The sequence below is a fragment of the Mesorhizobium sp. M1348 genome (assembly GCF_040317925.1).
In the GTDB taxonomy this organism is placed as follows: Bacteria; Pseudomonadota; Alphaproteobacteria; order Rhizobiales; family Rhizobiaceae; genus Mesorhizobium.
The window spans coordinates 138,560-163,892 of record NZ_JAMYLH010000006.1; the positions used below are offsets into that span (position 1 = coordinate 138,560).

21 protein-coding genes and 2 pseudogenes are annotated in these 25,333 nt (G+C 62.4%); 17 read left to right on the forward strand and 6 right to left on the reverse strand.

Annotated elements, in window-relative coordinates:
* Nucleotides 1-224 precede the first annotated feature (224 nt).
* The 4 genes from NKH13_RS13175 (at nt 225) to NKH13_RS13190 (ending at nt 6,790) form a co-directional block, all read left to right on the forward strand.
* Nucleotides 225-1,877 (forward strand): ABC transporter substrate-binding protein, encoded by a 1,653-nt coding sequence (locus NKH13_RS13175; protein ID WP_352716912.1) that lies wholly within the window; start codon nt 225-227, stop codon nt 1,875-1,877.
* Nucleotides 1,878-2,098: 221 nt separating this feature from the next.
* The gene (locus NKH13_RS13180; RefSeq protein ID WP_292663614.1) at nt 2,099-3,133 is read left to right on the forward strand and encodes an ABC transporter permease; all 1,035 of its coding nucleotides are present in this window, start codon (nt 2,099-2,101) and stop codon (nt 3,131-3,133) included.
* 11 nt (nt 3,134-3,144) lie between these two features.
* Nucleotides 3,145-4,302: an ABC transporter permease gene (locus NKH13_RS13185; RefSeq protein WP_292663612.1), complete on the forward strand. Its 1,158-nt coding sequence runs from the start codon at nt 3,145-3,147 to the stop codon at nt 4,300-4,302.
* A 64-nt stretch (nt 4,303-4,366) separates the two neighbouring features.
* On the forward strand, nt 4,367-6,790 hold the full coding sequence (locus tag NKH13_RS13190; protein ID WP_352716910.1) for a dipeptide ABC transporter ATP-binding protein: 2,424 nt from the start codon (nt 4,367-4,369) through the stop codon (nt 6,788-6,790).
* Between the two features lie 14 nt (nt 6,791-6,804).
* Here the strand turns inward: NKH13_RS13190 and NKH13_RS13195 are convergent, their stop codons facing one another.
* Nucleotides 6,805-7,395 (reverse strand): transglycosylase SLT domain-containing protein, encoded by a 591-nt coding sequence (locus tag NKH13_RS13195; RefSeq protein ID WP_352912717.1) that lies wholly within the window; start codon nt 7,393-7,395, stop codon nt 6,805-6,807.
* Nucleotides 7,396-7,613: 218 nt separating this feature from the next.
* Here NKH13_RS13195 and NKH13_RS13200 point away from each other — a divergent pair, with 218 nt between their 5' ends.
* Both NKH13_RS13200 and NKH13_RS13205 read left to right on the forward strand, forming a co-directional pair.
* Nucleotides 7,614-9,152: a trimethylamine methyltransferase family protein gene (locus NKH13_RS13200; protein WP_352912718.1), complete on the forward strand. Its 1,539-nt coding sequence runs from the start codon at nt 7,614-7,616 to the stop codon at nt 9,150-9,152.
* A gap of 83 nt (nt 9,153-9,235) precedes the next feature.
* Nucleotides 9,236-11,677, forward strand: a complete 2,442-nt coding sequence (locus NKH13_RS13205; RefSeq protein ID WP_352912719.1) for a GcvT family protein — start codon at nt 9,236-9,238, stop codon at nt 11,675-11,677.
* A 15-nt stretch (nt 11,678-11,692) separates the two neighbouring features.
* Here NKH13_RS13205 and NKH13_RS13210 read toward each other — a convergent pair.
* Nucleotides 11,693-12,069: pseudogene (locus NKH13_RS13210) on the reverse strand (DoxX family protein).
* A gap of 180 nt (nt 12,070-12,249) precedes the next feature.
* Here NKH13_RS13210 and NKH13_RS13215 point away from each other — a divergent pair.
* Nucleotides 12,250-12,756 carry a hypothetical protein gene (locus tag NKH13_RS13215; RefSeq protein WP_352491127.1) on the forward strand — a complete coding sequence of 169 codons (507 nt, stop codon included), beginning with the start codon at nt 12,250-12,252 and terminating at the stop codon, nt 12,754-12,756.
* 118 nt (nt 12,757-12,874) lie between these two features.
* On the opposite strand, the gene NKH13_RS13220 is transcribed toward NKH13_RS13215, so the two are convergent.
* Entirely contained in the window at nt 12,875-13,651 is a 777-nt protein-coding gene (locus NKH13_RS13220; RefSeq protein ID WP_352912720.1) for a VOC family protein, read from the reverse strand.
* 173 nt (nt 13,652-13,824) lie between these two features.
* Between NKH13_RS13220 and NKH13_RS13225 the strand changes: the two are divergent.
* The 6 genes and pseudogenes from NKH13_RS13225 to NKH13_RS13250 all read left to right on the forward strand — a co-directional run.
* Nucleotides 13,825-14,326, forward strand: a pseudogene (locus tag NKH13_RS13225) (gamma-glutamylcyclotransferase); the annotation flags it as partial.
* Nucleotides 14,327-14,479: 153 nt separating this feature from the next.
* Nucleotides 14,480-15,844 (forward strand): NAD(P)-dependent oxidoreductase, encoded by a 1,365-nt coding sequence (locus tag NKH13_RS13230; protein WP_352716900.1) that lies wholly within the window; start codon nt 14,480-14,482, stop codon nt 15,842-15,844.
* Between the two features lie 2 nt (nt 15,845-15,846).
* Nucleotides 15,847-17,160: an NAD-dependent dihydropyrimidine dehydrogenase subunit PreA gene (gene preA / locus NKH13_RS13235; protein WP_352717103.1), complete on the forward strand. Its 1,314-nt coding sequence runs from the start codon at nt 15,847-15,849 to the stop codon at nt 17,158-17,160.
* Between the two features lie 101 nt (nt 17,161-17,261).
* Entirely contained in the window at nt 17,262-17,780 is a 519-nt protein-coding gene (locus NKH13_RS13240) for an RrF2 family transcriptional regulator (RefSeq protein ID WP_352912721.1), read from the forward strand.
* 13 nt (nt 17,781-17,793) lie between these two features.
* Entirely contained in the window at nt 17,794-18,252 is a 459-nt protein-coding gene (locus tag NKH13_RS13245; protein ID WP_352912722.1) for a carboxymuconolactone decarboxylase family protein, read from the forward strand.
* A gap of 60 nt (nt 18,253-18,312) precedes the next feature.
* Entirely contained in the window at nt 18,313-18,690 is a 378-nt protein-coding gene (locus NKH13_RS13250) for a DoxX family protein (protein WP_352716895.1), read from the forward strand.
* 27 nt (nt 18,691-18,717) lie between these two features.
* On the opposite strand, the gene NKH13_RS13255 is transcribed toward NKH13_RS13250, so the two are convergent.
* Together NKH13_RS13255 and NKH13_RS13260 are read right to left on the reverse strand one after the other, a co-directional pair.
* On the reverse strand, nt 18,718-19,440 hold the full coding sequence (locus tag NKH13_RS13255) for an SDR family oxidoreductase (RefSeq protein ID WP_352716893.1): 723 nt from the start codon (nt 19,438-19,440) through the stop codon (nt 18,718-18,720).
* Nucleotides 19,437-20,288, reverse strand: coding sequence for an SDR family oxidoreductase (locus NKH13_RS13260; protein ID WP_352912723.1), 852 nt, complete (start codon nt 20,286-20,288; stop codon nt 19,437-19,439). Before NKH13_RS13260 ends, NKH13_RS13255 begins: the two co-directional genes overlap by 4 nt.
* 105 nt (nt 20,289-20,393) lie before the next feature.
* On the opposite strand from NKH13_RS13260, the gene NKH13_RS13265 reads away from it, so the two are divergent.
* Nucleotides 20,394-21,266, forward strand: a complete 873-nt coding sequence (locus NKH13_RS13265) for a helix-turn-helix transcriptional regulator (protein ID WP_352912724.1) — start codon at nt 20,394-20,396, stop codon at nt 21,264-21,266.
* Between the two features lie 10 nt (nt 21,267-21,276).
* On the opposite strand, the gene NKH13_RS13270 is transcribed toward NKH13_RS13265, so the two are convergent.
* Nucleotides 21,277-21,918 (reverse strand): TetR family transcriptional regulator C-terminal domain-containing protein, encoded by a 642-nt coding sequence (locus tag NKH13_RS13270; RefSeq protein WP_352912725.1) that lies wholly within the window; start codon nt 21,916-21,918, stop codon nt 21,277-21,279.
* 243 nt (nt 21,919-22,161) lie between these two features.
* Between NKH13_RS13270 and aptA the strand changes: the two genes are divergently transcribed.
* The 3 genes from aptA to NKH13_RS13285 all read left to right on the forward strand — a co-directional run bounded on the left by aptA (nt 22,162) and on the right by NKH13_RS13285 (nt 25,300).
* Nucleotides 22,162-23,490, forward strand: a complete 1,329-nt coding sequence (gene aptA / locus NKH13_RS13275) for an omega-aminotransferase AptA (RefSeq protein WP_352465212.1) — start codon at nt 22,162-22,164, stop codon at nt 23,488-23,490.
* Nucleotides 23,491-23,614: 124 nt separating this feature from the next.
* On the forward strand, nt 23,615-24,046 hold the full coding sequence (locus tag NKH13_RS13280; protein WP_352912726.1) for an endonuclease domain-containing protein: 432 nt from the start codon (nt 23,615-23,617) through the stop codon (nt 24,044-24,046).
* Between the two features lie 3 nt (nt 24,047-24,049).
* On the forward strand, nt 24,050-25,300 hold the full coding sequence (locus NKH13_RS13285; RefSeq protein WP_352912727.1) for a Zn-dependent hydrolase: 1,251 nt from the start codon (nt 24,050-24,052) through the stop codon (nt 25,298-25,300).
* The last annotated feature ends 33 nt before the right edge of the window (nt 25,301-25,333 follow it).

Below are 25,333 nucleotides of genomic sequence, written 5' to 3' on the forward strand. Positions count from 1 at the left end.
AACGCGCGACGCAGCCGCGAATGTCCCAGTTTAATCGCCCGTTGAGATTTCGGACGAAATCCCTGGCGCAGTAGCAAATTTGCGCCAAGACTGTCGTTATCGCGCGAACCGCCCTGCTTTCAAAGTTGCACATTCCTTGGCATGTTCCCAATCCGTGCCGTCTTTGACATCATGGCGCGAATGCGGAATGTTAAAAGGCAGAAAGCCAACAATGGGAGTTATTCATGACGATCTACAAGAGTAACGGCGACCGCGTTCCCGATCACATCCTGGCCATGGCCGAAGACGCCAAGGCAGGCAAGATGGATCGTCGCGAATTTCTGGCTCTCGCCAGCGTCTTCGGCGCGTCGACGGCGATGGCCTATGGCATGCTTGGCCTTGCAGACCCGACGCCGGCCAAGGCGGAAGAGGTCCAGGGCAAGAAAGGCGGCGTATTGAAGGTCGCGCAATGGATCAAGGATCCGAAGGATCCGCGCAAGTCCGACTGGTCGGAAATCGCCAATGCCGAGCGTCAGGCGCTCGAGCCGCTGGTCAAATATACCACCGAATACACATTCCGCCCCTATCTGCTGGAGAGCTGGGACGTGAATGACGACGCTACCGAATACACGCTGCATGTGCGCAAAGGCGTCACCTGGAACAACGGCGATCCGTTCACCGCAGACGACGTCATCTTCAACCTCAAGCGTTGGGCCGACAAGAAGGCCGAAGGCAATTCCATGCCCGGTCGCCTCGGTTCGCTGGTCAAGGACGACAAGCTGGATGAGAGCGCGGTGACCAAGGTCGATGACCACACGATCAAGCTGACGCTCAGCAAGCCGGATATCGCCCTCATTCCGAACGTGTGCGACTATCCCGGCCTTATCGTCCACAAGACCTTCGACGAGAAGGGCGGCGATTTCAAAGCCTGCCCGATCGGAACCGGCCCGTTCGAGTTGGTCTCCTACGATGTCGGCCAGAAAGTGGTCTACAAGCGTCGTGAGGACAACAAGTGGTGGGATGGCGAGGTGTTCCTGGACGGCATCGAGTTCATCGACTACGGCACCGATCCGGCGGCGATGGTCAGCGCTTTCGAAGCTGGCGAAGTGCACACCAATTTCGAAACCTCGGCCGACTATGTGTCGATCCTCGACGGCATGGACTTGGCGAAGTCCGAGGTTGTCACCGCCTCGACGATCGTCTGCCGCACCAATGTGACCAACAAGCCTTACGGCGACCAGAAGGTTCGCAACGCCCTGCAGCTCGCAGTCGACAACGCTGTCGTCCTCCAGCTCGGCTACGGTAATGCCGGCACGGTTGCCGAAAACCACCATGTCGCCCCGATCCATCCGGAATACTACGAGTTGCCGAAGGTTGCTCGTGACCCGGCCAAGGCAAAGGCGCTGATGGCGGAAGCCGGCCAAGCCGATTTCGAGCACGAGCTGATCACGGTCGACGAGGACTGGCACAAGAACACAGGCGATGCGATCGCCGCGCAGATGCGCGACGCCGGCATCAAGGTGAAGCGTACGGTGCTGCCGGGTTCGACCTTCTGGAACGACTGGACGAAGTATCCGCTGTCGATGACCAACTGGAACATGCGGCCGCTCGGCGTCCAGGTTCTGGCGATCGGCTATCGTACAGGTGAAGCCTGGAACGAGACGGCCTGGTCGAACCCGGAGTGGGATGCCAAGCTCAACGCTGCGCTCGCGGTTGCCGACGCAGCCAAGCGCAAGGAAATGATGAAGGATATCGAGCAGATCCTGCAGGATTCCGGCATTATCATCCAGCCTTATTGGCGCAAGCTCTACAGCCATTCGGTCAAGGCGGTGCAGAACTACAAGATGCACCCGACCTTCGAGCGCGACTACGGCAAGGTCTGGCTCGACCAGGCCTGACCGGACGATCCGGAAAGGGGCGTCTCGCCCCTTTCCGTCGCTCTTTGCATGGTCCTTGGACCGGAAGTCGGCGCAGCAAAAAGTTGCGGACTCTTCGGTCGGGGTCTGCAATAAAAAGGGTGTTGCATCTGGGACTGGTCTGAAGGCTTGTTCTGCCGCTGGCGGCAGGGCACGGCTTGCAAACCGGTTCCAACCCCCAACCCGACCGGCAGGGGACCGCCATGCTTTCTTTCGTTATCAGGCGTCTCGGCACCATGGCATTGACGATGCTGTGTCTGACGATGATCGTCTTCTTCCTGGTCAATCTCGGGCCCAATCTGAAAAAGCTGGCGATCAGCCAGACCGAAATGCACACCTCGGCCGAGCAGCTTGAAGCTTGGCTGGTCAACCATGGCTATCGGCAGAATTTCTTTATCCGCTACGGCCAATGGCTGGGCGTCATGCCCAAGCAGCCGGTGACCGACCCGGCGACCGGCAAGCCCGCACAGCGTTTCTCCTTCTGCAACGATCCGGTCGTGCCGACATTCTCCGGCATCCTGCAGGGCGATTTCGGCTGCTCGACCAAGTTCAAGACGACGGTCGCCTCAAAGCTCTTTCCGGCGCTCAGCGCGACCGGCATACTGATGCTCTGCGTGCTTGCGGTTATGGTGCCCGTCTCGCTCCTGATCGGCATTCTTGCCGGCATGCGCGAGGGCTCCCGCACCGACCGCACGTTGTCGGTGGCTTCGATCGCCTCGACGGCGACGCCCGAATATGTTTCGGGCGTCATCTTCACCGTCATCTTCGCCTCCTGGCTCGGCGTGCTGAACGGTTCGGCGGCCTCGGCCAGCCAGGGCATCACCTTCTACAATTTCACCTTGCCGGTGATGACGCTGGCGATCTACGGCATCGGCTACATCGCCCGCATGACCCGCGCCTCGATGGTGGAGGTGATGACACAGCAATATATCCGAACCGCCCGGCTGAAGGGCCTCTCCTTCGGCAGCGTGGTGATAAAGCACGCTCTGCGCAACGCGCTGATCGCACCGTTCACCGTCATCATGCTGCAGTTTCCCTGGCTGCTCACCGGCGTCGTCATCGTCGAGGTGATGTTCCGCTACCAGGGGTTCGGCTACACGCTGGTCGAGGCCGCCGGCAACAACGACATCGATCTTCTGCTCGGCTGCTCGCTGGTCTCGGTGTTTATCGTCCTGATCACACAGCTCATCTCCGATGTCGGCTACGCGTTCCTCAATCCGCGCATCAGAGTTCAATAGGAGACCAGCGGATGCAGGTCGAATATCTCAGCGCCTTCAACGTCGTACTCGGCGTGCTTACCCGCTTCTGGCCGGTCTGGATCGCTCTCGCCCTGGTGATGGGGGCGAGCTTCGGCTACAAGAAGAAGCTTGGCCTTTACGGCCAGCTTTTCGACAGCGGCGTCGGCATCGTCGGCGTCGGCATCTGCCTGTTCTGGCTGTTCACGGCGATCTTCGCATCGACGGTCGCGCCCTTCGATCCGCTCGCCCAGGTGCCGATCATGAAGGACGCGCTGCCTGGGGCAATCGATCCGCAATCGGGGCTCGCCTATCTCTTCGGCGGCGACAAGCTCGCCCGTGACGTGTTCTCCCGAATGGTCTATGGCAGCCAGATCGTGCTGATCATCGCGCCGGCGGCCACCGGTTTTGCACTGATGGTCGGCATTACGCTCGGCCTTCCGGCCGGCTATTATGGCGGCAAGATCGATACGGTGCTGTCCTTCCTCGCAAACCTTGTGCTGGCCTTCCCGGTGATCCTGCTGTTCTACCTGCTGGTGACGCCGGGCATCATGGACACGCCGATCCCCTACGCGATGGCAGGGCTGTTCTTCCTGTTTCCGATCATCTTCTTCAGTGTGCTGTTCTGGACGCGCTACAAGAACCGCCCCGACCGCCTCTATATCCTGCTTGGCCTGACGTTGGTCGTTGGCGGCTGGATCTATGCCGGCCTTGTCTTCGATGCCGATCCGTTCAAGATCATCCACATCGATCCCAACCAGCTCAACATCTTCGTGGCGGTGGTGTTCGCCTCCAGCCCGGGCGTGTTCCGCATCGTGCGCGGTCTGGTCATGGATATCAAAACGCGCGACTATGTTGCGGCGGCGCAGACGCGCGGTGAATCGCCCTGGTACATCATGCTGTGGGAGATATTGCCCAACGCGCGCGGGCCGCTGATCGTCGACGCCTGCCTGCGCATCGGCTACACTACGATCCTGCTCGGCACGCTCGGCTATTTCGGGCTGGGGCTGGCGCCGGAAAGCCCGGACTGGGGCACGGCGATCAAGGATGCCAGCCGGCTGCTGCGCTCGTTCATCCACCCGGCGCTGCCGCCGACGATCGCATTGATGTCGTTCGTGCTCGGCCTCAACCTCCTGGCGGATTCGTTGCGCGAACAGTCGATGAAAGATTGATACCGGGAAAGATCGATGCCGGGTTCGGCCCGACATGCCTGAAGAACAAGGATTGGAGCGACCCATGAATGAGGCAGTTCGAAATCCCGCCAAGCCGACCAATGGGCCGACCAATGGGCCGATCATCGAGATCGAGAACCTGTCGATCTCCTTCTTCACCCGCAAGGGCGAGATCCCGGCCGTCATGGATTTTTCCTGCACGGTCATGCCCGGCGAGGCGATGGGCATCGTTGGCGAATCCGGCTGCGGCAAGTCGACCGTGTCGCTCGGCATCATGCGTGACCTCTCCAACATCGGAAAGATCGTCGGCGGAAAGATCAAGTTCCAGGGCAAGGACATGGGAGAACTGTCCGACGAGGAACTGCGCGCCATCCGCGGCAACAAGATCGCCATGATCTACCAGGAGCCAATGGCCAGTCTGAACCCGGCGATGAAGGTCGGCCAGCAGCTGATGGAAGTGCCGCTGATCCACGACAAGGTGTCGAAGGACGAAGCTTATAAACGCGCTTTGGAAATGGTGCGCGCGGTGAAGTTGCCGGATCCCGAGCGCATGATGCGTTCCTACCCGCACCAGCTTTCCGGCGGCCAGCAGCAGCGCATCGTCATTGCCATGGCGCTGCTGTCGAAACCGGCGCTGCTTCTGCTCGACGAGCCGACGACGGCTCTGGACGTGACAGTTGAGGCCGGTATCGTCGACCTGGTCAAGGGGCTGGGCGAGAAGTTCGGCACCTCGATGATCTTCGTGTCGCACAATCTCGGCCTGATCCTGGAGACCTGCGACCGCATCACGGTGATGTATTCGGGCGAAGCGGTGGAGACGGGCAAGATCAAGGACGTCTTCGACCGGATGCGCCATCCCTACACGCAAGGCCTGTTCCGCTCGATCCCGTTGCCGGGCGCCGACAAGAATTCGCGGCCGCTGATATCCATCCCGGGTCAGTTGCCGCTACCGCACGAGCGGCCGAAGGGCTGCAATTTCGGCCCGCGCTGCCACCATTTCGTCGAGGGCGTCTGCAACGCCGCCGAAATTCCGATGATCGCGGTCGACGGCCATGACGGGCATTTCTCGCGCTGCGTGCGCTTCAACGAAATCGACTGGGAGGCGCTGCCGCCCGGCGCCAAGAAGGTCAACGAGCGGGTGGTGCCCGGTGCGCCGGTGCTCCAGATCGAAGACCTCCGGAAGTACTACAAGGTCGGCGGCAGCGAAGTGTTCGGCTCGAGCGAGGGCCGCGTCGTCAAGGCCAACGAGACGATCTCGTTCATGGCGCGCGAATCCGAGACCGTCGCTATCGTCGGCGAATCCGGCTGCGGAAAATCGACCCTGGCCAAGGTGCTGCTCGGCCTCGAAACGGCAAGCTCTGGCCGCGTGAAGCTCGGCAATAAGGAGATCCAGTCGACCGGGATCGAGAAGCGTTCCGTCGACACGGTATCGTCGATCCAGATGGTGTTTCAAAATCCGTTCGACACACTCAATCCTAGCCATTCGGTCGGTTCGCAGATCATCCGTACGCTGGAAAAGTTCAATGTCGGCAACACGGTGGCCGACCGCCGCAAGCGGATGCTGGAGTTGCTCGACCTGGTGAAGCTGCCAAGGGCGTTCGAGACGCGCAAGCCGCGCCAGCTTTCAGGTGGCCAGAAACAGCGCATCGGCGTGGCGCGTGCCTTTGCCGGCGACGCCAAGGTGGTGGTGGCCGACGAGCCGGTCTCGGCGCTGGATGTGTCGGTCCAGGCGGCGGTGACCGAGCTCTTGATGGACATACAGCGCAAGAACAAGACGACGATGCTGTTCATCAGCCACGATCTGTCGGTGGTGCGCTACATCGCCGACCGCGTCGTCGTCATGTATCTCGGCTATATCGTCGAGCAAGGCACGACCGACCAGATCTTTTCGCCGCCCTATCACCCCTACACCGAGGCGCTGCTGTCGGCGATTCCGATTGCCGATACCAGCGTGGTGAAAAGGCACATCGTGCTCGAAGGCGACATTCCGTCGGCGATGAACCCGCCCTCTGGCTGCCCGTTCCAGACGCGCTGCGGCTACAAGAAACTGGTGCCGGACAATCTTTGCGAAACCAAGGTGCCGCCAGTCAAAAATCTCGGCGACGGCCATATGAGCCTGTGCTGGCTGTCCGACGACGTGCTGGCGAAAATGGAGCCGGTGATCAAATTCGACAAGGAGCACGCCGCGAATGAGGGCGTGCCCGAGGATGCAAACCACGGTGTTGGCCCAGGCTTTGCCGGAGATCCGCCCAAGCGCCCGCATGGAAAGACTGGCAGCGTTGAAGCCGATGCTGAGGGTCAGGCAGCGGAGAATGCCGAAGCGGTCGCCAAAGCCCGAAGTCACGAGGTTCGCGACGAGGTTTCAGAGACCGGCGGCACCTCAAGCTCTGCCGGCAGCCCGGTGGCACCAATCATGCCGCCGATTGTCGGCGACGGCCGCCAGGCCGAGGACGCCTCGCGCAAGCCGCGCAAACCCAAGGGCGGCTGAGAGCCGTTAATACGCTAGGGCGTGCATTGCCGTAACTGCGCGGCGTAGTCCTGCGCCATCTGTTCGGTGGCATGCGCATAGCGCTGCACGTCGGCGTCGCCGCGATTGCCGCGCTTATAGGCGTTCCAGCCGAGATAGTAGGCGAGATACAGATTGTAGGTGTCGTTGCGGGCGACGCCGAGTGTGTCGGCGGTCTTGGAATGATACCAGCCGACAAAATCGACGGCATCGGCAAACCTGGTGCGGCGCGCCGCCCAGCTGCCGGTCTCGTTCTGGTATTGCGCCCAGGTCCCGTCGAGCGCCTGCGAGAAGCCGGTGGCGCTGGAGATATGTTTCCAGGGAATGAAACCCAGCAGCTTGGTGCGCGGCGGCCTGGCATTGCTCTTGAAGCCGGATTCCTTGCGCACCGTCGCCATCAGCACGGGAACCGGCACACCGTATTTCTGCTCGGCGCGTTGTGCCGCCGCCTGCCAATTGTCGAACCAGCCGTCATTCTGGTCGAAAACGGCACAGACATCGTTGATGTGGTTCGGCGGCGTCGCGCAGGCCGAAAGTGTCAGCGGCACGGCAATCGCTACAATTTTACTAAAACTCGACCTACGCATTGGAAGAGCATTAGGCCGAAAACATAAAAGGAATCTTGCGGCGTTTCTTAACGGCTCGTCGGTCGCTTTGGCAGGCGCTGAGGAAGTATGAACATTCCGACGTTTGTTGTCGCTTTTACCGACGTGAAATTCCCGCAATGGCGCCTTGGCTAAAATCACGCCCGCAGGTGGCGGATTCTTGACAGCTCGATCTTCGTGCCGGCGCTTTGATGCGCCGCATGAGCGAACCAAGACGCAAGCGCGGCGCCGAGCGAACCAGCAACAGGGGACCGACCGCCATCCCGCAACTGCCGCTCAGGCGGGTTACAAATCCGTATCCGCCGATGGCGATGCTCTCGGCCGACCAGATCGAGGCGATCCACCAGGCGTCGATGCATATCCTGGAGAATTTCGGCATCGAGGTGATGAGCCAGCGGGCGCTGTCGCTGTTCGAGAAGGCCGGGGCCAAGGTCGATCATGCCTCGATGAACGTCCGCATCGATCGCGGCATGATCGAGGAAGCGCTGAGGACGACACAGTCCAGCTATACGCTGACGCCGCGCAATCCCGCCCATGCCGTCCACCTCGGCGGCAATACAATCAACTTCACGCTCGTCGCCGGGCCGCCGAATGTGCACGACATGGAGCGCGGCCGCCGTGCCGGCAATTTGCGCGATTATTCCGATCTCGTCCGGCTGGCGCAGCACTTCAACTGCATCCACATGCTCGGCAACCAGGTCTGCGCGCCGATGGAACTGCCGGCGAATTCCCGTCACCTCGACACCTATTTCGCCAATCTGACACTAACCGACAAAAGCTTTCACGTCTCGGCCATCGGCCGCGGCAGGGCGCTCGACGGCATCGAAATGATGGCAATCGCGCGCGGACTGACGCTTGACGAGATGCGCGACGATCCCGGCGTCACCACGATCATTTCGGTCAACTCGCCGCGCCGCTTCGACGAGATGATGGCCGAGGGGCTGATGACGATGGCCGAATTCGGCCAGTCCGTCGCGGTGACGCCGTTCACGCTGATGGGGGCGATGAGCCCGGTGACGCTTGCCGGCGCGCTCGCCCAGCAGAATGCCGAGGCGCTGTTCGGCGTGGTGCTGACGCAGCTCGTCCGCCCCGGCGCGCCGGTGATGTATGGCGCCTTCACCTCCAATGTCGATATGAAATCGGGAGCGCCGGCTTTTGGCACGCCTGAAAACACCAAGGCGAATATAGCGTCCGGACAGTTGGCGCGGCGCTACAAGCTGCCTTACCGCACGACACCGGGCTCGGCTTCCAATGCCGCCGACGCGCAAGGCGCCTATGAGACGCTGATGGCGCTGTGGGGCGCGGTGCTCGGCCACGGCAATCTCGTCTACCATGCCGCCGGCTGGCAGGAGGGCGGACTGACAGCGTCGTTCGAAAAGTTCATCATCGACGTCGAGATGATCCAGCACATGATGGAGTTTTTGCGCCCGATCGAAGTCAACGAGGCCGAGCTTGCCGTCGAGGCTCTGGGTGCGGTTCCGACCGGCGGCCACTTCTTCGGCGAGCCGCACACGCTGGAGCGCTACGCCACGGCCTTCTACCAGCCGATGCTGTCCAACTGGCAGAATTTCGAGGCCTGGCAGGAGGCCGGCGGGCTCGATGCCACGGCGCGGGCGACGAGGCTGTGGAAGAAGGCGCTGGAGGACTATGTCGAGCCGGTGATGGAAATCTCCAGGCGCGAGGCGCTTGAGGCGTACGTGGCCAAGCGCAAGGAAGCGATCGGGCAAAGCGAGCCTTAAGCGCTGCTCTTCTTGTTCAGATTCATTCTCTTCTCCTACAGAATCATGAAACCCAACCAACTCTTTGAAATGACGAGAATCCCATGAAATCGCATGCAAAGGTCGTGGTCATCGGCGGTGGCGTCGTCGGGTGCTCCGTGCTGTTCCATCTGGCCCGTCACGGCTGGACCGACATCGTGCTTCTGGAGCGCGACGAGCTGACCTCCGGTTCGACCTGGCACGCGGCCGGCGGCATGCACACCATCAATGGCGACCCCAATGTCGCCAAGCTGCAGAAATACACAATCTCGCTCTACAAGGAGATCGAGGAACTGTCCGGCCAGGCGACCGGCGTGCATCTGACTGGCGGCGTCTTGCTGGCGGCGACCGAGGCGCGGCTCGACTGGCTGCGCGGCGTCGTCGCCAAGGGCCGCTATCTCGGCATCGAGCTCGAGGAGATATCGCCTGATGAGGCGGCCGAGCTGATGCCGCTGCTCGACCCCAAGCAGTTCGTCGGCGCCGTTCGCAACAAGGAGGACGGTCATCTCGACCCGTCCGGCGTTACCCACGCCTACGCCAAGGCGGCGAGGAAGCTTGGTGCCGAGGTCGAGCGTTTCACCAAGGTCGAGGATATTGTGCGGCGCGCCGACGGCCTGTGGCGTGTCATTACCAACAAGGGTGAGGTGGTGGCCGAGCATGTCGTCAACGCCGGCGGCCTGTGGGCGCGCGAGGTCGGCCGCATGGTCGGGCTGGAGCTGCCGGTGCTGGCGATGGAGCACATGTACCTGATCACCGAGGACATGCCGGAAGTCGCTGCCTGGAACCAAAAGACCGGCACAGAGATCATCCATGCCGTCGATTTCGACGGCGAGCTCTATCTGCGCCAAGAGCGCGGCGGCATGCTGATGGGCACCTACGAAAAGGCCAACAAGCCGTGGTCCGAGTTCCAGACGCCATGGAATTTCGGCCACGAGCTGCTCGAACCCGACATCGACCGCATCGCACCGTCGCTGGAGGTCGGCTTCCGGCATTTCCCGGCCTTCCAGAACACCGGCATCAAGCAGATCATCAACGGGCCCTTCACCTTCGCGCCGGACGGCAATCCGCTGATCGGGCCGGTGCGCGGCCTGCCGGGGTTCTGGGTGGCCTGTGGTGTCATGGCGGGGTTCTCGCAGGGCGGCGGCGTCGGGCTGGCGCTGTCGAACTGGATGATCGAAGGCGATCCCGGCGCCGATATCTGGGCGATGGATGTGTCGCGCTACGGCGACTGGGCGACGATGGCCTATACCAACGCCAAGGTGCGCGAAAACTATTCGCGGCGGTTTTCGATCCGCTTCCCGAACGAGGAGCTGTCGGCTGGACGGCCGCTCAAGACGACGCCGGTCTACGATTTGTTGTCGGCCAAGGGCGCGCAATGGGGGGTCGCCTATGGGCTGGAGGTGCCGCTGTGGTACGCGCCCGAAGGCGTCAAGGACGAATTCTCCTGGCGGCGCTCGAGCGATTTCGAGCATGTCGCAAATGAGGTCAAGACCGTTCGAGAAGGCGTTGGCCTGTCGGAGATTTCGAGCTTCGCCAAGTACAAGGTGACGGGCGAGGGGGCGGCGGCTTGGCTTGATCGTCTGCTTGCCTGCAAGCTGCCAAGGCCCGGCCGCATGACGCTGGCGCCGATGCTGAAGGAAGACGGCAGGCTGATTGGCGATTTCACGCTGGCCAATCTCGGCGGTCCAAATTCTGAAAATAACGATTGGTTCCTGGCCGGCTCCGGCGTCGCCGAGCAGTACCACATGCGCTGGTTCGAAGCGCATCTGCCGAAGGACGGCTCTGTCAGCATCGAGGCGCTCGGGGCAAAGCTCACCGGCTTGTCGATCGCCGGGCCGAGCGCGCGCGACGTGCTGGCAAAGGTTACACGGTCGGACGTGTCGAATGCGGCCTTTCCGTTCATGGCCATCAGCAGGATGGACATCGGCATGGCGCCATGCCTGGTCGGGCGCGTCAGCTACACCGGCGATCTCGGCTACGAAATCTGGGTCGCTCCGGAATATCAGCGTGCGGCATTGCAAGCCTTGATGGCCGCGGGGGAGGAATTCGGCATCGGCCTGTTCGGCTCGCGCGCGCTCAATGCGCTGCGGCTTGAGAAGAATTACGGCTCATGGGCGCGCGAATACCGGCCGATCTACGGGCCGTTGGAAGCCGGGCTCGACCGCTTCGTCGCCTACGGCAAGCAGGCCGATTTCATCGGCAAGCAGGCGGCGCTGGCCGAGCGCAAGCAAGGCGGCAGACTGCGGCTGCGGGCCTTTGTCGTCGATACTGTCGATGCCGACGTCATCGGCGACGAGCCAATCTGGCATGGCGGTGCCGTGCGCGGTTGGGTCACGTCGGGCGGCTACGCACATCATTCCAAGAAATCTGTCGCCATGGGCTATGTACCGAAGGAGATCGCCGATGAGGCCGACGGTTTCGAGATCGAGGTCCTGGGCAAACGTCATGCAGCGCGCATGCAATCGGCGCCGCTATTCGACGCCAATTTCGAGCGGATGCGCGGGTGAAGACGCGCCGACGCCTCAGCTGTTGCGCCGGTTGTCGAGGGCCAGGGCACCCGGACCGGCAAACACCAGATAGAGGAAAATGAAGCAGAACGAGATCGCCGAATCGCCGCCATTGTTGATGGGGAAGAAGTCGCGCGGCATGTGCGCCATGAAATAGGCGATCGCCATCTCGCCAGCCAGGAGGAAGGCGACCGGCCGGGCGAAGAGCCCAAGCGCACGAATTCGAGGAGGCCAGCGGTCAGCGTCAGCCCGGTCAATGTACCGGCATGGTCGCCGGCGGGAAAATTGAACAGCTTTTGCGTACCATGTTCGATGAATTGCAGTGCCGTCATGATGCGCAATGCGGCCAGAGCCTGCGGCTGATATCTGGCAAGGCCGTCGAAAAGCTTCATCTAAGACTCCATTTTACCCCCGAACCGGCCATAGATTATCGCCCGGCAGGGGACCATTCACTTCGCATGGCCCCGCCATCAACAATCAGTGATGGAAATGTTCCTCGTCTTTCAATATTTTTCTCTCCAGGGTTGTATTTAAACCGCTATAGTTGTACTGAGATCCAGACACTCCAAACCATGTGGGTTCCGTTTGCCATGAGAAAAGTCGTCGTCAGCCTATTCGCCATCCTTGCAGGCACCAGCGTCGCCATGGCCGACGACGCCGGCTGTGCTGCTTTCAAATGGCCGGTGACGCGCGAGGAGGCCCTGTTTGCGGCGGCGCCCGCCGCGCAGTCCGGCGCTGACCTTTCGGTCGGCGAGGCTGCAGATGTGGCGTTGGCGCCGGTCGGCACGATCAGCTTCACCGTTCCGCCGGAACGCGCGCCGGCAGCCGGTACATTCGGCGCGACGGCGAGCGTGGCCGTGCCCCCGGAGGGAGAGCTCCAGATCAGCCTGTCTGATGAGGCCTGGATCGATGTCGTTCAGGACGGTAAAGCGGTGAAGTCGGCGGCTTTCAGTGGCATAAAAACCTGTCCGGGGATCCGCAAGAGCGTGCGCTTCAAGCTAGCCGCCGGCCCGGCGACCATCCAGCTCAGCGGCGCCAAGAAGCCCGATCTCAAAGTTTCCGTGCTGACGCCGGAATAGTTCTCAAAGAGCGTAAGGTTGGAGGGACAGCGCCCCTCTCTGTCCTGCCGGACATCTCCCCCCTCGAGGGGGGAGATCGGTTTTTGCTGCCGGTTTCGCCAATCGCGACGCGACGTTGCTACCGCACCGGTGCCATTAGCGCGAAATGGGCGCCTTGCGGGTCCGTGCACTGCACGATCCAGCTGCCGCCGGGGACCTCCATCGGACCCATCAGGATCTTGCCGCCATTGTCGGTGACACGCTTGGCTGCCGCGTCGATGCCGGGCACGTTGAAATAGAACTGCCAGACCGGGACCGGGATCTGCTCGGGCTTGTTCATCATACCGCCAACGGGCTCGCCGCCGAAGGCAAAGAGCTGGTAGACGCCCATCGGACCCATATCCATGGCGTCGCCCTTCTCCCAGCCGAACTGGCTGGAATAGAAATCGGACGCCGCCTTCCAGTCTGACGTATAGAGCTCATGCCAGCCGATGTTGCCGGGTGTCGCCAACGGTAGCGGCGGCTGGTCGGGGCCGCTGGGCTGCAGGAAGTTGAACATCGCGCCTTGCGGATCGGCAACGACGGCAAAGCGGCCGACGCCAGGAATGTCGTCGGGCTCGCGGTGAACCGCGCCACCAGCCTTCTTGAGGGAGGCCGTTGCGGCATCGACATCCCTGGTGAGGATATAACCGATCCAGGCCGGCGGCATGCCCATCTTGCGCGCGTCCTCGGGCAGCGTCATCAGCCCGCCGACGCCGCGCTCGCCGACATTCATCACGATATAGCGCGGCATGCCCGGGGCCCCTTCGAATGGCTGCCCCCGCCAGCCCACCACGGAGGTGTAAAACGCCTCGGCGGCGTCGAGATCGGTGGTCATCAGCTCGTACCAGAAGAAGGGCATCGGGGACTGTGGCATTGTCGTGCTCCTTGCGGTTTGTACATCGATCATGCGCGATCTATTCTAAGACGATCTTCACGACGAAAATCCGACAGCCAACCAAAAAAGATGACGGCAAATTGGAAATGTTACCGGGTTGCGCGCCCTGCGGTTTTCGATTTTGCTTGCAGTCAACGAGGGGTTGTTGATCCATGCGCCGGATGTCGCTCACTTCCGAACTTGTCGCACTGTGCCATCGGGAAGAGACCGATCTCGGCCCCGACCGCAGCTGGACGCAGCTGACCGACGAAGATTTCCGGGCTCTTGCCTTGCGTCTCTCAGGCGAAGCAGACAAGGCCCCCTTATGGGTGTTCGCTTATGGTTCGCTGATCTGGAAGCCGGCCTTCGAGTCCGTCGAACGACAACGCGCTACCACGTTTGGCTGGCACCGGTCCTTCTGTCTCGACATGGTCCGCTGGCGCGGCAGCGTCGAGCAGCCCGGGCTGATGATGGCGCTCGAGCGGGGCGGGCGATGCAACGGCGTCATCTACCGCTTGCCGGAAGGCGAAAAAACCGCTGCAGGTCGAAAGGCTGTTGCGGCGCGAGATCGACGACCGCGAGAGCATCGGTTCGGTCAGGTGGCTTCCCGTGCATACGGCCCAAGGCACAGTCAGGGCGCTGGGCTTCTGGGTCGGCGGTCCTGAACGCGGTTCCGTACCTGCTTCGTGACGCATGGCCGTTTGGAAAACATGACTATTATTGTCATGTTTGTTGAAGCTTTTCAGTTGCTTGCGCCGAAAATTGACCAATTGATAAAAAAATAAAACGTGCTAGCCTTCCCCAAAACAAGAACATGGGGAACTGATGATGCCAGAAGGCCAGTTCAAGCAAGGCATTGCCGGCGGGCGGCTCTCGCCGGAGCAATATGCCGATAATTTTGCCGACCTGCATCCACCGCTCGATCATCACGAGGCACTGGTCGAGTCCGATCGCTGCTATTTCTGCTATGACGCGCCGTGCATGAATGCATGCCCGACCTCGATCGACATCCCGCTGTTCATCCGCCAGATTTCGACCGGCAATCCGATCGGCTCAGCCAAGACGATTTTCGACCAGAATATTTTGGGTGGCATGTGTGCCCGCGTCTGCCCGACCGAGACGCTGTGCGAAGAGGTCTGCGTGCGCGAGGTGGCAGAAGGCAAGCCGGTGCAGATTGGCCGCCTTCAGCGCTATGCCACCGATGTCGCCATGGCCGAAAGCAAGCAGTTCTACAAGCGCTCCGAACCGACCGGCAAAACGGTCGCCGTGGTCGGCGCCGGACCGGCCGGGCTTGCAGCCGCGCATCGGCTCGCCCGCTACGGCCATGACGTGACCATCCTGGAAGCCCGGCCGAAGCCCGGCGGCCTCAATGAGTACGGTATCGCGGCCTATAAGAGCGTCGACAATTTCGCCCAGGCCGAAGTCGACTATGTCACGTCGATCGGCGGCATCGACATCCAGAACGGCAAGGCGCTCGGCCGTGATTACCAGCTGTCGGACCTGACCAGGAATTACGATGCGGTGTTCCTCGGCATGGGGCTTGCCGGCGTCAATGCCTTGCGAGCGGATGGCGAGGAGGCGCAAGGCGTCACCAATGCTGTCGAGTTCATTGCGGAGCTTCGTCAGGCCAGTGATCTGGCCAGCCTGCCAGTCGGCCGGCGTGTTGTCGTCATCGGCGGCGGCATGACGGCGATCGACGCGGCGGTGCAATCGAAGCTGCTCGGAGCCGAAGAGGTGACGATCTGCTATCGGCGCGGCCCCGAGCACATGAACGCCTCCGAATTCGAGCAGGATCTGGCTGCCGCCAACGGCGTCATCATCCGGCACTGGTTGCAGCCGAAGCGGGTCATTGCCGACGGCGGCAAGGTGTCGGCGATCGAGCTCGAATACACCGCGATGGACGGCGACCGGCTCGTCGGCACCGGCGAGCGGCTGACGCTGACCGCCGACCAGGTGTTCAAGGCAATCGGCCAGAGCTTTGTCCCGGCTGCGCTCAACGGCAGCGGTGCGGAGATCGCGCTGGAAGCCGGCCGCATCAAGGTCGACGCCGAAGGCCGCACGTCGCTGCCAAACGTCTGGGCCGGCGGCGACTGCATCTTTGGCGGCGACGACCTGACAGTCTCGGCCGTCGCGCAAGGCCGCGACGCGGCGGAAAGCATTCATCGGGCACTGACCTCGAACGGGAGGGCATGAGCATGGCAGACATCCGCAACAATTTCGTCGGTATCAAGTCGCCGAACCCGTTCTGGCTGGCCTCGGCGCCGCCGACCGACAAGGCCTACAATGTCATACGCGCCTTCAAGGCCGGCTGGGGCGGCGTTGTCTGGAAGACGCTCGGCGAAGAGGGGCCGCCGGTGGTCAACGTCAACGGTCCGCGCTACGGCGCGATCTGGGGCGCCGACCGTCGTCTGCTCGGCCTCAACAACATCGAGCTGATCACAGACCGCGACCTGCAGGTCAACCTGCGCGAGATCAAGCAGGTCAAGAAGGATTGGCCGGACCGGGCGATTGTCGTCTCGCTGATGGTGCCTTGCGAGGAGCACGCGTGGAAGGCGATCCTGCCGGTGGTCGAGGAGACCGGCGCCGACGGCATCGAGCTCAATTTCGGCTGCCCGCATGGCATGTCGGAACGAGGCATGGGTGCGGCGGTCGGCCAGGTGCCGGAATACATCGAAATGGTGGTGCGCTGGTGCAAGGCCAACACCCGCATGCCGGTGATCACCAAGCTGACGCCCAACATCACCGACATACGCAAGCCGGCACGCGCCGCTCTTGCCGGCGGCACCGATGCGGTGTCGCTGATCAACACCATCAATTCGATCACCGGCGTCAATCTCGACAATTTCGCACCGGAGCCGACGATCGACGGCAAGGGTTCGCATGGCGGCTATTGCGGTCCGGCGGTGAAGCCGATCGCCATGAACATGGTGGCCGAGATCGCGCGCGACCCTGAAACGAAGGGCCTGCCGATCTCCGGTATCGGCGGCATCACCACATGGCGTGACGCCGCCGAATTCATGGCGCTCGGCGCCGGCAATGTGCAGGTGTGCACGGCGGCGATGACCTATGGCTTCAAGATCGTGCAGGAGATGATGGCCGGCCTGGAAAACTGGATGGACGAGAAGGGCCATGCCACGCTCGACGACATCATCGGCCGCGCCACGCCCAACGTCACCGACTGGCAGTATCTCAACCTCAACTACATCGCCAAGGCGCATATCGACCAGGACGCCTGCATCAAATGCGGCCGCTGCCACATCGCCTGCGAGGACACCGCGCACCAGGCGATCACCAGCATGGTGGACGGCGTCAGGCATTTCGAGGTGATCGAGGCCGAATGCGTCGGCTGCAATCTCTGCGTCAATGTCTGTCCGGTCGAGAACTGCATCACCATGGAGCCTTTGGCGGTCGGTGTGATGGATCAGCGCACCGGCAAGCCGGTGTCGCCGATCTATGCCAACTGGACGACGCATCCGAACAATCCGATGGCCAAGGTGGCGGCGGAATAGCATTGCGAAAAAAAGCGGCGTTCACGGGCGCCGCTTTTTAATTTTCCTATTGCGGATAAAAACTATCCACGATAATCTATATCCATGAACAGGAGAGCGAAATGAAGCTGGGCGAAGGCGTCGAAGCGGCCATTCATTGCGCCGCGATGCTTGCCGGTGTTGATGGCGCCGCGACCTTGCCGGGTGCGGCCATGTCCGAAGCGTTCGGGCTGTCGCCGAGCTATCTCCTAAAGCATCTCAACGCGCTGACGGCGTCGGGCATTCTGGAATCGGTGCCGGGGCCGTCCGGCGGCTACCGGCTGGCGCGGCCGGCGGAACGCATAACGCTGCTCGATATCGTGCTGGCCGTCGAAGGGCGCGAACCGGCATTCCGCTGCGCCGAAATCCGCCAGCGCGGCCCGGCGAAGCTCGATGCCTCGGTCTATGTCAAACCTTGCGGCATCAACGTGGCCATGCTGAAGGCCGAGCGTGCCTATCGCGCCGCGCTCGCCGACGCCCGGCTGTCCGACATCGTGGCAGAATACACGACCGATGCCGATCCCCGTTCGGTCGCCGCCAACTGTGCCTTCGTCGAGCGCCACCAGCGGCCGCAGAAATCAAGTTCAACCAAGCAAGCATGAAAGGCTACAGACGATGAAACAGAGGCTGCAATTTTTCGGCGCGGCGCCGGAGATCATGAAGGCGGTGTCGGCGCTCAACAAGGCAGTCGACGAATGCGGGCTCGAAAAAAGCCTGTTGCATCTGATCAAGCTCAGGGCGTCGCAGATCAACGGCTGCTCGTATTGCGTCGAGATGCACAGCCGCGAAGCGCGCCGCGAAGGCGAAAGCGAGCAGCGGATCTATCTCGTCTCCGCCTGGAAGGAATCGCCGCTGTTTTCAGAGCGCGAACGCGCAGCCTTCGCCTGGACCGATGCGCTGACCAGGATCGCCGACAACGGTGTGTCGGACGAACTCTATGCACGGACGCTCAAGCATTTCTCGGAGGAAGAGTTGGTCAAGCTGTCGGTTGCGCTCGGCATGATCAACACCTGGAACCGGCTTTGCGTTCCGTTCCATGCAATCCATCCGATGCCGGCGATCATGGCCGCTTGACCATGGACCAGGCGCGCGGCCTAGCGCCGCGCGCCTCTTTTCTGCCCAAGGACCGACAGCATGTTTTCAAACTTTGATAGTGAGATTTTAGTCGCCGCCCGCTTGCTGCTCGGCGGCGCCTTTGTCTTTGCCGGCCTGCGCAACATTCAGAACGCGGCCTTTGTGACCCAATTGATGACGACGCGCGGCGTGCCCCAGGCACGGCTGGTGCTGTGGCTGGGGATTGTCCTGCAGATCGTCGCCGGAGTGCTGGTGATCGCGGGCATCTGGACCGCTCCGGCGGCGGCATGCCTGATCCTGTTCCTGATTGTCGCCACGCCGATGTTCCATAACTTCTGGGATCACCAGGGGCCCGAGCGCGCGTCCCGTATCAATGGCTTTGTCGGCAACGTCGCGCTGACCGGAGGATTTCTGGCGCTGATCGCGCACTTGCTTTGACAGCGATCATCGCGTCGACGTAGCCCGTTACGCCGCATACCGCAAGCCGCCATCACAGGTCAGGACCTGGCCGGTGACGAAGCTGTTCGAAACCAGGAACGCAATCGCCTCGGCGACGTCCTCGGCCCGGCCGATACGGCCGACCGGCGTCTTGCCGGCATACTCGGCAAACACCGCCTGCCGCTGATCGTTGGGCAGGAAATCCCACCATGGCGTGTCGATGACACCCGGTGCCACGACATTGACGCGTAACGGCTTCAGCTCCATCGCCAGGATCGGCACCACGGTCAGCAGCATGCCGTTGACGGCGGCGATGCCGGCGACACCCGGCGCCGACAATTGCGCCGACACCGCCGAGATGAAAGTCACCGAACCGCTCTTGTTCAGCGTCGGCAAGGCGGCCTGCAGGCAGGAGAGCTGTGGCCGGACCTTCTCGTCGACGCCGCCGCCGATGTCGGTCAGGTCAAGCGTTTCGAACGGGCCGAGCCCCTTGCCGCCGCTGGCGGCCAGCACCAGGTGATCGAAAGGGCCGAGATCGCTGAAGAACCGGCGAACCTCGTCCGGCTTCGCGGCATCGAAGGCAGCTCTTTCGACCGCGCCGCCAAGGCTGTGCCATGCATTGTCGAGCCTTTCCCGGTTGCGCCCGGTGATCGTCACCTTCATGCCCGGCCCGAGCAGCTTTTTCGCGGTGGCGAGGCCGATGCCGGAGGAGCCGCCGACGACCACGGTGTGACTGGTTTTCTCGATCATGAATTTTCTTTCTTCGATGTTGCGGAAGCGGGTGCGAGCCCGACTAGGCCGAGGGTCAATTCGCGCAACTGCTGCCTCGCCTTGGCGTCATAGGCTTGGGCATCGGCGCGGGATTCTCTTTGGCCGTCGAAATAGAGGCCGCTTCGCCCTTCGAGCGCCGGCGACGTCGCGAGATTGATGATGGCCTCGGCGCCGGTTTTGACCGAACTCCACGGCGTGATGCCCGCCTGCCGCACCATCGTAGTGTTCATGTAGCTTGCCGGATGCAGGCTGTTGACGGTCACATTGGTGCCGTTCAGTTGCTCCGCCAGATCGATGGTAAACATGATCTGCGCCAGCTTGCTCTGGCAGTAGGCACGGACGCCGTCATAGGAGCGGGTCAGCATGACGTCGTCGAAATCGATCGCCTGCTGGCCTGCCGAGGCGACGTTGACGATCCGCGCCGGCGCGCTGGCCTTGAGCAGCGGCAGCAGCTCCGTGGTGAGCAGGAAGCCGGCGAGATAATTGACGGCAAAGCGCAGTTCGTAGCCGTCGGCGCTGACCTGCCGTTTGGAGTTGGGGCCGGCGGTGCCGACGCCGGCATTGTTGATAAGGATATCGAGCCGCTTGGTCCTTGCGCGCACGGCCTCGGCGAGGCGGCGGACTTCCGCCAGGGAGGAGAGATCGGCGACGAGAAGCTCGGCCTTGCCGCCGGCGGCTTCGATCTCGGCCACGATCGCCTTGCCCCTAGTCGCGTCGCGGCCATGCACCAGGATGCGGGCGCCGCCGGCGCCGAGCCTTTGCGCGACGACGCGGCCGACGCCGTCGGTCGACCCTGTGATGAGGATTGTCTTGTCTTTCAGTTCCATGTTCAGAGCCTCCGTCTCATCGTTCTGAGCGGAAAGATGGGGCACCAGCCACTTGCCAAACAGTTCAAACTTTATCCTGGTATCGATACTGCTATAATAGCGCCGATGGATTCCACCACGCACTCCGCCGAAGACAGCCGCCGCCGCGAGCTTGGCGCCTTCCTGCGCTCGCGGCGCGAAAGGCTGACGCCTTCGGCCACGGGCATCTCGACCGGCTTGCGCAGGCGCACACCCGGGCTGCGGCGCGAAGAGGTGGCGATGATCGCCGGCGTCGGCACGACCTGGTACACCTGGCTGGAGCAGGGCCGCGACGTTCGGCCGTCGGTGGAAGTGCTTACGGCGCTCAGCCAGGCGCTGCGCCTGGACGCGGCCGAGCAACGGCATCTGTTCATCCTTGCCGGCCGACCGCAGCCGGAGCGTCGCGTCGACGCGCCGGAAAAGGTCGATGGCCCGTTGCTGCACATGCTGCAGAGCCTGGTCCTGCAGCCGGCCTATGTCGTTGGGCGGCGCTGGGACGTGCTGGCCTGGAACTCTGCCGCGGCAGCCGTGTTCGGCGACTATGGTCTGCTGGAAGGCGATGCCCGTAACATCGTCCACATGGTTTTCACCAGCCCGCAGCATCGGCGCCTGCTCGTCGACTGGGAGGAATTGGCGCGTGCCGTGCTGGCGTCATTCCGGGCAGAAAGCGCCAGATATGTCGGCGATCCGGATTTCGAGCGGCTGATCGCGCTGATGACGCGCTCGAGCCCGGAGTTTCGCGCCTGGTGGCCGCTACGCGACGTCGCCCGCAACCTATCGGGTGTGAAGCATGTCAGGCATCCGATAGCGGGCGCCATGGCGTTCGAGCATATGAGCCTGTCGATCGATGACGGCTCGGACATGAAGCTGATCGTCTACACGCCGCTCGCCGAGCAGAACTCGATCGCCAAGCTCGAACAACTGCTGGAGACGCTTCCGGCCGAGCGGCGCAGCGCGTGAACCATCAAGGCTAGCCCTTCGGCTTCAGCCCCTCGATGAACAATTGCTCGAGAAATCTTGCGGCATCCTCGAAGCGGCCATCGCCGCCGCGGTCGGGGCCGAGCACGGCGCGGACCTGGACGTCGAAATCGGCATAATGCTGCGTCGTCGCCCAGATCGAGAAGATCAGGTGCCAGGGGTCGGTGCGGGAAATCTTACCGGCGCGCATCCAGCCCTTGATGACGTTGGCCTTCTCGTCGACCAGTGTCTTCAACTCGCCCTCCAGCATCGGCATGATGCGCGGCGCGCCCTGCAGGATCTCGTTGGCGAACAGCCGGCTCTCGCGCGGGAAGTCGCGCGCCATTTCGAGCTTGCGCCTGATGTAGCTGCGCAGTTCGGTCAAGGGATCGCCGATGTCGTCGAGTTCGCGCAGCGGCGCCAGCCAGGTGTCGAGAAGCCGCTGCATCAGCGTCTCGTGGATGTCCTCCTTGCGGCGGAAATAATAGAGCAGGTTCGGCTTCGACATGCCGGCGGCTTCGGCGATCTGGTCGATGGTGGAGCCGCGAAAACCGTTGGTCGAGAAGACTTCGAGCGCCGCCTCGAGGATGAGCTCGCGCTTTTCCAGCTGGATGCGGGTGCGGCGAGGAGCGGAGCTTTCGACCGCCCCCGTCACCTCGAAAAACCTTCACTGCGAGGAGTGTCTGGACCAATTCTCTGGACCAGTTTTTCTCCGCCCTGTGGAGCGCACTTCGAAAGCCGCATTTCCGCTAGTAATCCCTTGACCGCTGATAAGGCGGTGCTAACGTTTGTCCAACCGGTCAAAAATTTGCGTAGCACGAAAACGTCGCGAAGACCAAGTGTTGGAAAGACCAAGCGTCAGCCGCACCGAAACAGGTTACAAGGGGAAGTCTTGGTCATGTCCAACCGGCTGAAAGTCACGCCGAACGATCTCAGCGCATTCTGGATGCCGTTCACGGCAAACCGGCAGTTCAAGCAGGCGCCGCGCATGATGGTGTCGGCCAAGGACATGCATTACACGACCAGCGACGGGCGCAAGGTTCTCGACGGCACCGCCGGCCTGTGGTGCGTCAATGCCGGCCACTGCCGTCCGAAGATCACCGAGGCGATTCAGAGCCAGGCGGCCGAGCTCGACTATGCACCCGCTTTCCAGATGGGCCACCCGATCGTGTTCGAGCTGGCGAACCGGCTGGTCGACATCGCGCCGAAGGGTATGGACCATGTGTTCTTCACCAATTCCGGATCGGAATCGGTCGAGACCGCGCTGAAGATGGCGATCGCCTATCACCGCGTAAAAGGCGAGGGCTCGCGCACCCGCCTGATCGGCCGCGAGCGCGGTTATCACGGCGTTAATTTCGGCGGCATTTCGGTTGGTGGCATCGTCACCAACCGCAAGATGTTCGGCACGCTGCTCGGCGGCGTCGATCACATGCCACACACGCATCTGCCGGAAAAGAACTCCTTCACCAAGGGCGTGCCCGAGCACGGCGCAGAATTGGCGAACGAGTTGGAGCGCATCGTCGCCCTGCACGACGCGTCGACCATCGCCGCCGTCATCGTCGAACCGGTTGCCGGTTCCACTGGCGTCATCCTGCCGCCGAAGGGCTATCTGCAGAAGCTGCGCGAGATCTGCACCAAGCATGGCATCTTGCTGATTTTCGATGAGGTCATCACCGGTTTCGGCCGTCTCGGCACGCCGTTTGCCGCGGACTATTTCGGCGTCACGCCGGACATCATGACCACCGCCAAAGGCGTCTCCAACGGCGTCATCCCGATGGGCGCGGTGTTCGTCAAGAAGGAAATCCACGACGCCTTCATGACCGGCCCCGAGCACATGATCGAGTTCTTCCACGGCTACACCTATTCGGGCAATCCGATCGCCTGCGCGGCGGCGCTGGGCACGCTCGACACCTACAAGGAAGAGGGGCTGCTGACGCGCGGCGAGGAACTGGCGCCGTACTGGGAGGACGCGCTGCACTCGCTGAAGGGCGAGCCGAACGTCATCGATATCAGAAACATCGGCCTGATCGGTGCAATCGAGCTGGCGCCGATCGCCGGCCAGCCGACGAAGCGGGCCTTCTCGGCCTTTGTGAAGGCGTTCGAGCGTGGTGCATTGATCCGCACCACCGGCGACATCATCGCGCTGTCGCCGCCGCTGATCATCACCAAGGGCCAGATCAACGAATTGATCGACCATGTGCGCGAAGTGCTGAGGGCGGTGGATTGAACCAGGTGCAGCTTTCCCTCCCCCTCGAGGGGAGGGTGGCCGCGAAGCGGCCGGGTGGGGTCGGTGCGGCAGCGCGCCAACCTGACCTTCGGCCGCATAGGTGTCTCTGATGCCCCGGACCCGCGTGAGCTTCGAAATGCGCCAAAAGGCGCGCGCGCTTCGAGTTCATGCGACCAAAGGCGAATCGCTGCTTTGGTATGAACTGCGCGAATTGAAATCGGCCGGCATGAAATTCCGCCGCCAGTGTCCGATCGGGCCTTATATCGTCGACTTTACTTGCCTTGCGGTAAAGCTGGTCGTTGAAGTCGATGGTGATCTGCACGAACAGGAGAAGGGCAAACGGCACGACGCCGTCCGTGATGCCTATCTGCGATCGCTTGGGTTCGACATCTTTCGCGTCGATGAGCCCGATGTCATAAACAGCGCTTGGCATGTCGCACAGGTGGTCAAGGAGAAGGTCGCGCGCATGTCAGCCGACCCCACCCGACCGCTTCGCGGCCACCCTCCCCTCGAGGGGGAGGGGGACGCTGGCGTGCCGCAACCAATGAGGTTTTAGAATATGGCCGCCCCCGGCGAGAATCTGCGAATCAATTCAGACCGTTTGTGGGATTCGATAATGGAGATGGCGAAGATCGGCCCTGGCATTGCCGGCGGCAACAATCGCCAGACCGTTACCGACGAGGATGGCGAAGGGCGGCACCTGTTCAAGCGCTGGTGCGATGAGGCGGGGCTCGAAATGGGCGTCGACGAGATGGGCACGATGTTTGCCCGCCGCGAAGGCACCGATCCCAGCCTGCCGCCGGTCTATGTCGGCAGCCATCTCGACACCCAGCCGACCGGCGGCAAGTATGACGGCGTGCTCGGCGTGCTCGGCGGCCTGGAGGTCGTGCGCTCGCTCAACGATCTCGGCATCAAGACAAAGCACCCGATCGTCGTCACCAACTGGACCAACGAGGAAGGCGCGCGCTTTGCGCCGGCCATGATGGCGTCCGGCGTTTTCGCCGGCGTGCTCGATCAGGCCGACGTTTATTCGCATGTCGACAAGGACGGCAAGAAATTCGGCGAGGAGCTCGAACGGATCGGCTGGAAGGGTACCGAGAAAGTCGGCGAGCGCAAGATCCACGCCTTCTTCGAATTGCACATCGAGCAGGGCCCGATCCTCGAGGATGAGGGCATCGACATCGGTGTCGTCACCCATGGCCAGGGACTGAAATGGCTGCAGGTGACGCTGACCGGCAAGGAGGCGCATACCGGCTCGACGCCGATGCCGAAGCGCCGCAATGCCGGGCTCGGCATGGCGCGCGTGATCGAATTGGTGCACGAGATCGCCATGGACTACCAACCCGACGCCGTCGGCGCGGTCGGCCATATGGAGGTTTATCCGAACTCGCGCAACATCATTGCCGGGCGCACCGTCTTCACCATCGACATCCGCTCGCCGGAAAAGGAGGTGCTGGACGCCATGGACGGCCGCATCCGCGAAGGCATCGACACGATCTGTGACGCGCTCGACATCAAATATCAAATCGATCAGGTCGGCCATTTCGATCCGGTCACCTTCGACGCGGGCTGCGTCAAGGCTGTGCGGGATGCGGCGGAGCGCCTGGGTTATACGCATCGCAACATCGTCTCCGGCGCCGGCCATGACGCTTGCTGGATCAACCGCGTTGCACCCACCGCAATGGTGATGTGCCCCTGTGTCGACGGTCTCAGCCACAACGAGGCCGAGGAAATCACCAAGGAATGGGCGGCGGCCGGCGCCGACGTGCTGTTCCATGCGGTGGTCGACACGGCGGTGATTGTCGTATGATGGGATAGCTGCCGCCTCGCAACGCCGCTCGCA

Coding starts and splice junctions, on each gene's coding strand:
- NKH13_RS13175 (WP_352716912.1), top strand. CDS start 225: ATGACGATCTACAAGAGTAACGGCGACCGCGTTCCCGATCACATCCTG.
- NKH13_RS13180 (WP_292663614.1), top strand. CDS start 2,099: ATGCTTTCTTTCGTTATCAGGCGTCTCGGCACCATGGCATTGACGATG.
- NKH13_RS13185 (WP_292663612.1), top strand. CDS start 3,145: ATGCAGGTCGAATATCTCAGCGCCTTCAACGTCGTACTCGGCGTGCTT.
- NKH13_RS13190 (WP_352716910.1), top strand. CDS start 4,367: ATGAATGAGGCAGTTCGAAATCCCGCCAAGCCGACCAATGGGCCGACC.
- NKH13_RS13195 (WP_352912717.1), bottom strand. CDS start 7,395: ATGCGTAGGTCGAGTTTTAGTAAAATTGTAGCGATTGCCGTGCCGCTG.
- NKH13_RS13200 (WP_352912718.1), top strand. CDS start 7,614: ATGAGCGAACCAAGACGCAAGCGCGGCGCCGAGCGAACCAGCAACAGG.
- NKH13_RS13205 (WP_352912719.1), top strand. CDS start 9,236: ATGAAATCGCATGCAAAGGTCGTGGTCATCGGCGGTGGCGTCGTCGGG.
- NKH13_RS13215 (WP_352491127.1), top strand. CDS start 12,250: ATGTGGGTTCCGTTTGCCATGAGAAAAGTCGTCGTCAGCCTATTCGCC.
- NKH13_RS13220 (WP_352912720.1), bottom strand. CDS start 13,651: ATGCCACAGTCCCCGATGCCCTTCTTCTGGTACGAGCTGATGACCACC.
- NKH13_RS13230 (WP_352716900.1), top strand. CDS start 14,480: ATGCCAGAAGGCCAGTTCAAGCAAGGCATTGCCGGCGGGCGGCTCTCG.
- preA (WP_352717103.1), top strand. CDS start 15,847: ATGGCAGACATCCGCAACAATTTCGTCGGTATCAAGTCGCCGAACCCG.
- NKH13_RS13240 (WP_352912721.1), top strand. CDS start 17,262: ATGAAGCTGGGCGAAGGCGTCGAAGCGGCCATTCATTGCGCCGCGATG.
- NKH13_RS13245 (WP_352912722.1), top strand. CDS start 17,794: ATGAAACAGAGGCTGCAATTTTTCGGCGCGGCGCCGGAGATCATGAAG.
- NKH13_RS13250 (WP_352716895.1), top strand. CDS start 18,313: ATGTTTTCAAACTTTGATAGTGAGATTTTAGTCGCCGCCCGCTTGCTG.
- NKH13_RS13255 (WP_352716893.1), bottom strand. CDS start 19,440: ATGATCGAGAAAACCAGTCACACCGTGGTCGTCGGCGGCTCCTCCGGC.
- NKH13_RS13260 (WP_352912723.1), bottom strand. CDS start 20,288: ATGGAACTGAAAGACAAGACAATCCTCATCACAGGGTCGACCGACGGC.
- NKH13_RS13265 (WP_352912724.1), top strand. CDS start 20,394: ATGGATTCCACCACGCACTCCGCCGAAGACAGCCGCCGCCGCGAGCTT.
- aptA (WP_352465212.1), top strand. CDS start 22,162: ATGTCCAACCGGCTGAAAGTCACGCCGAACGATCTCAGCGCATTCTGG.
- NKH13_RS13285 (WP_352912727.1), top strand. CDS start 24,050: ATGGCCGCCCCCGGCGAGAATCTGCGAATCAATTCAGACCGTTTGTGG.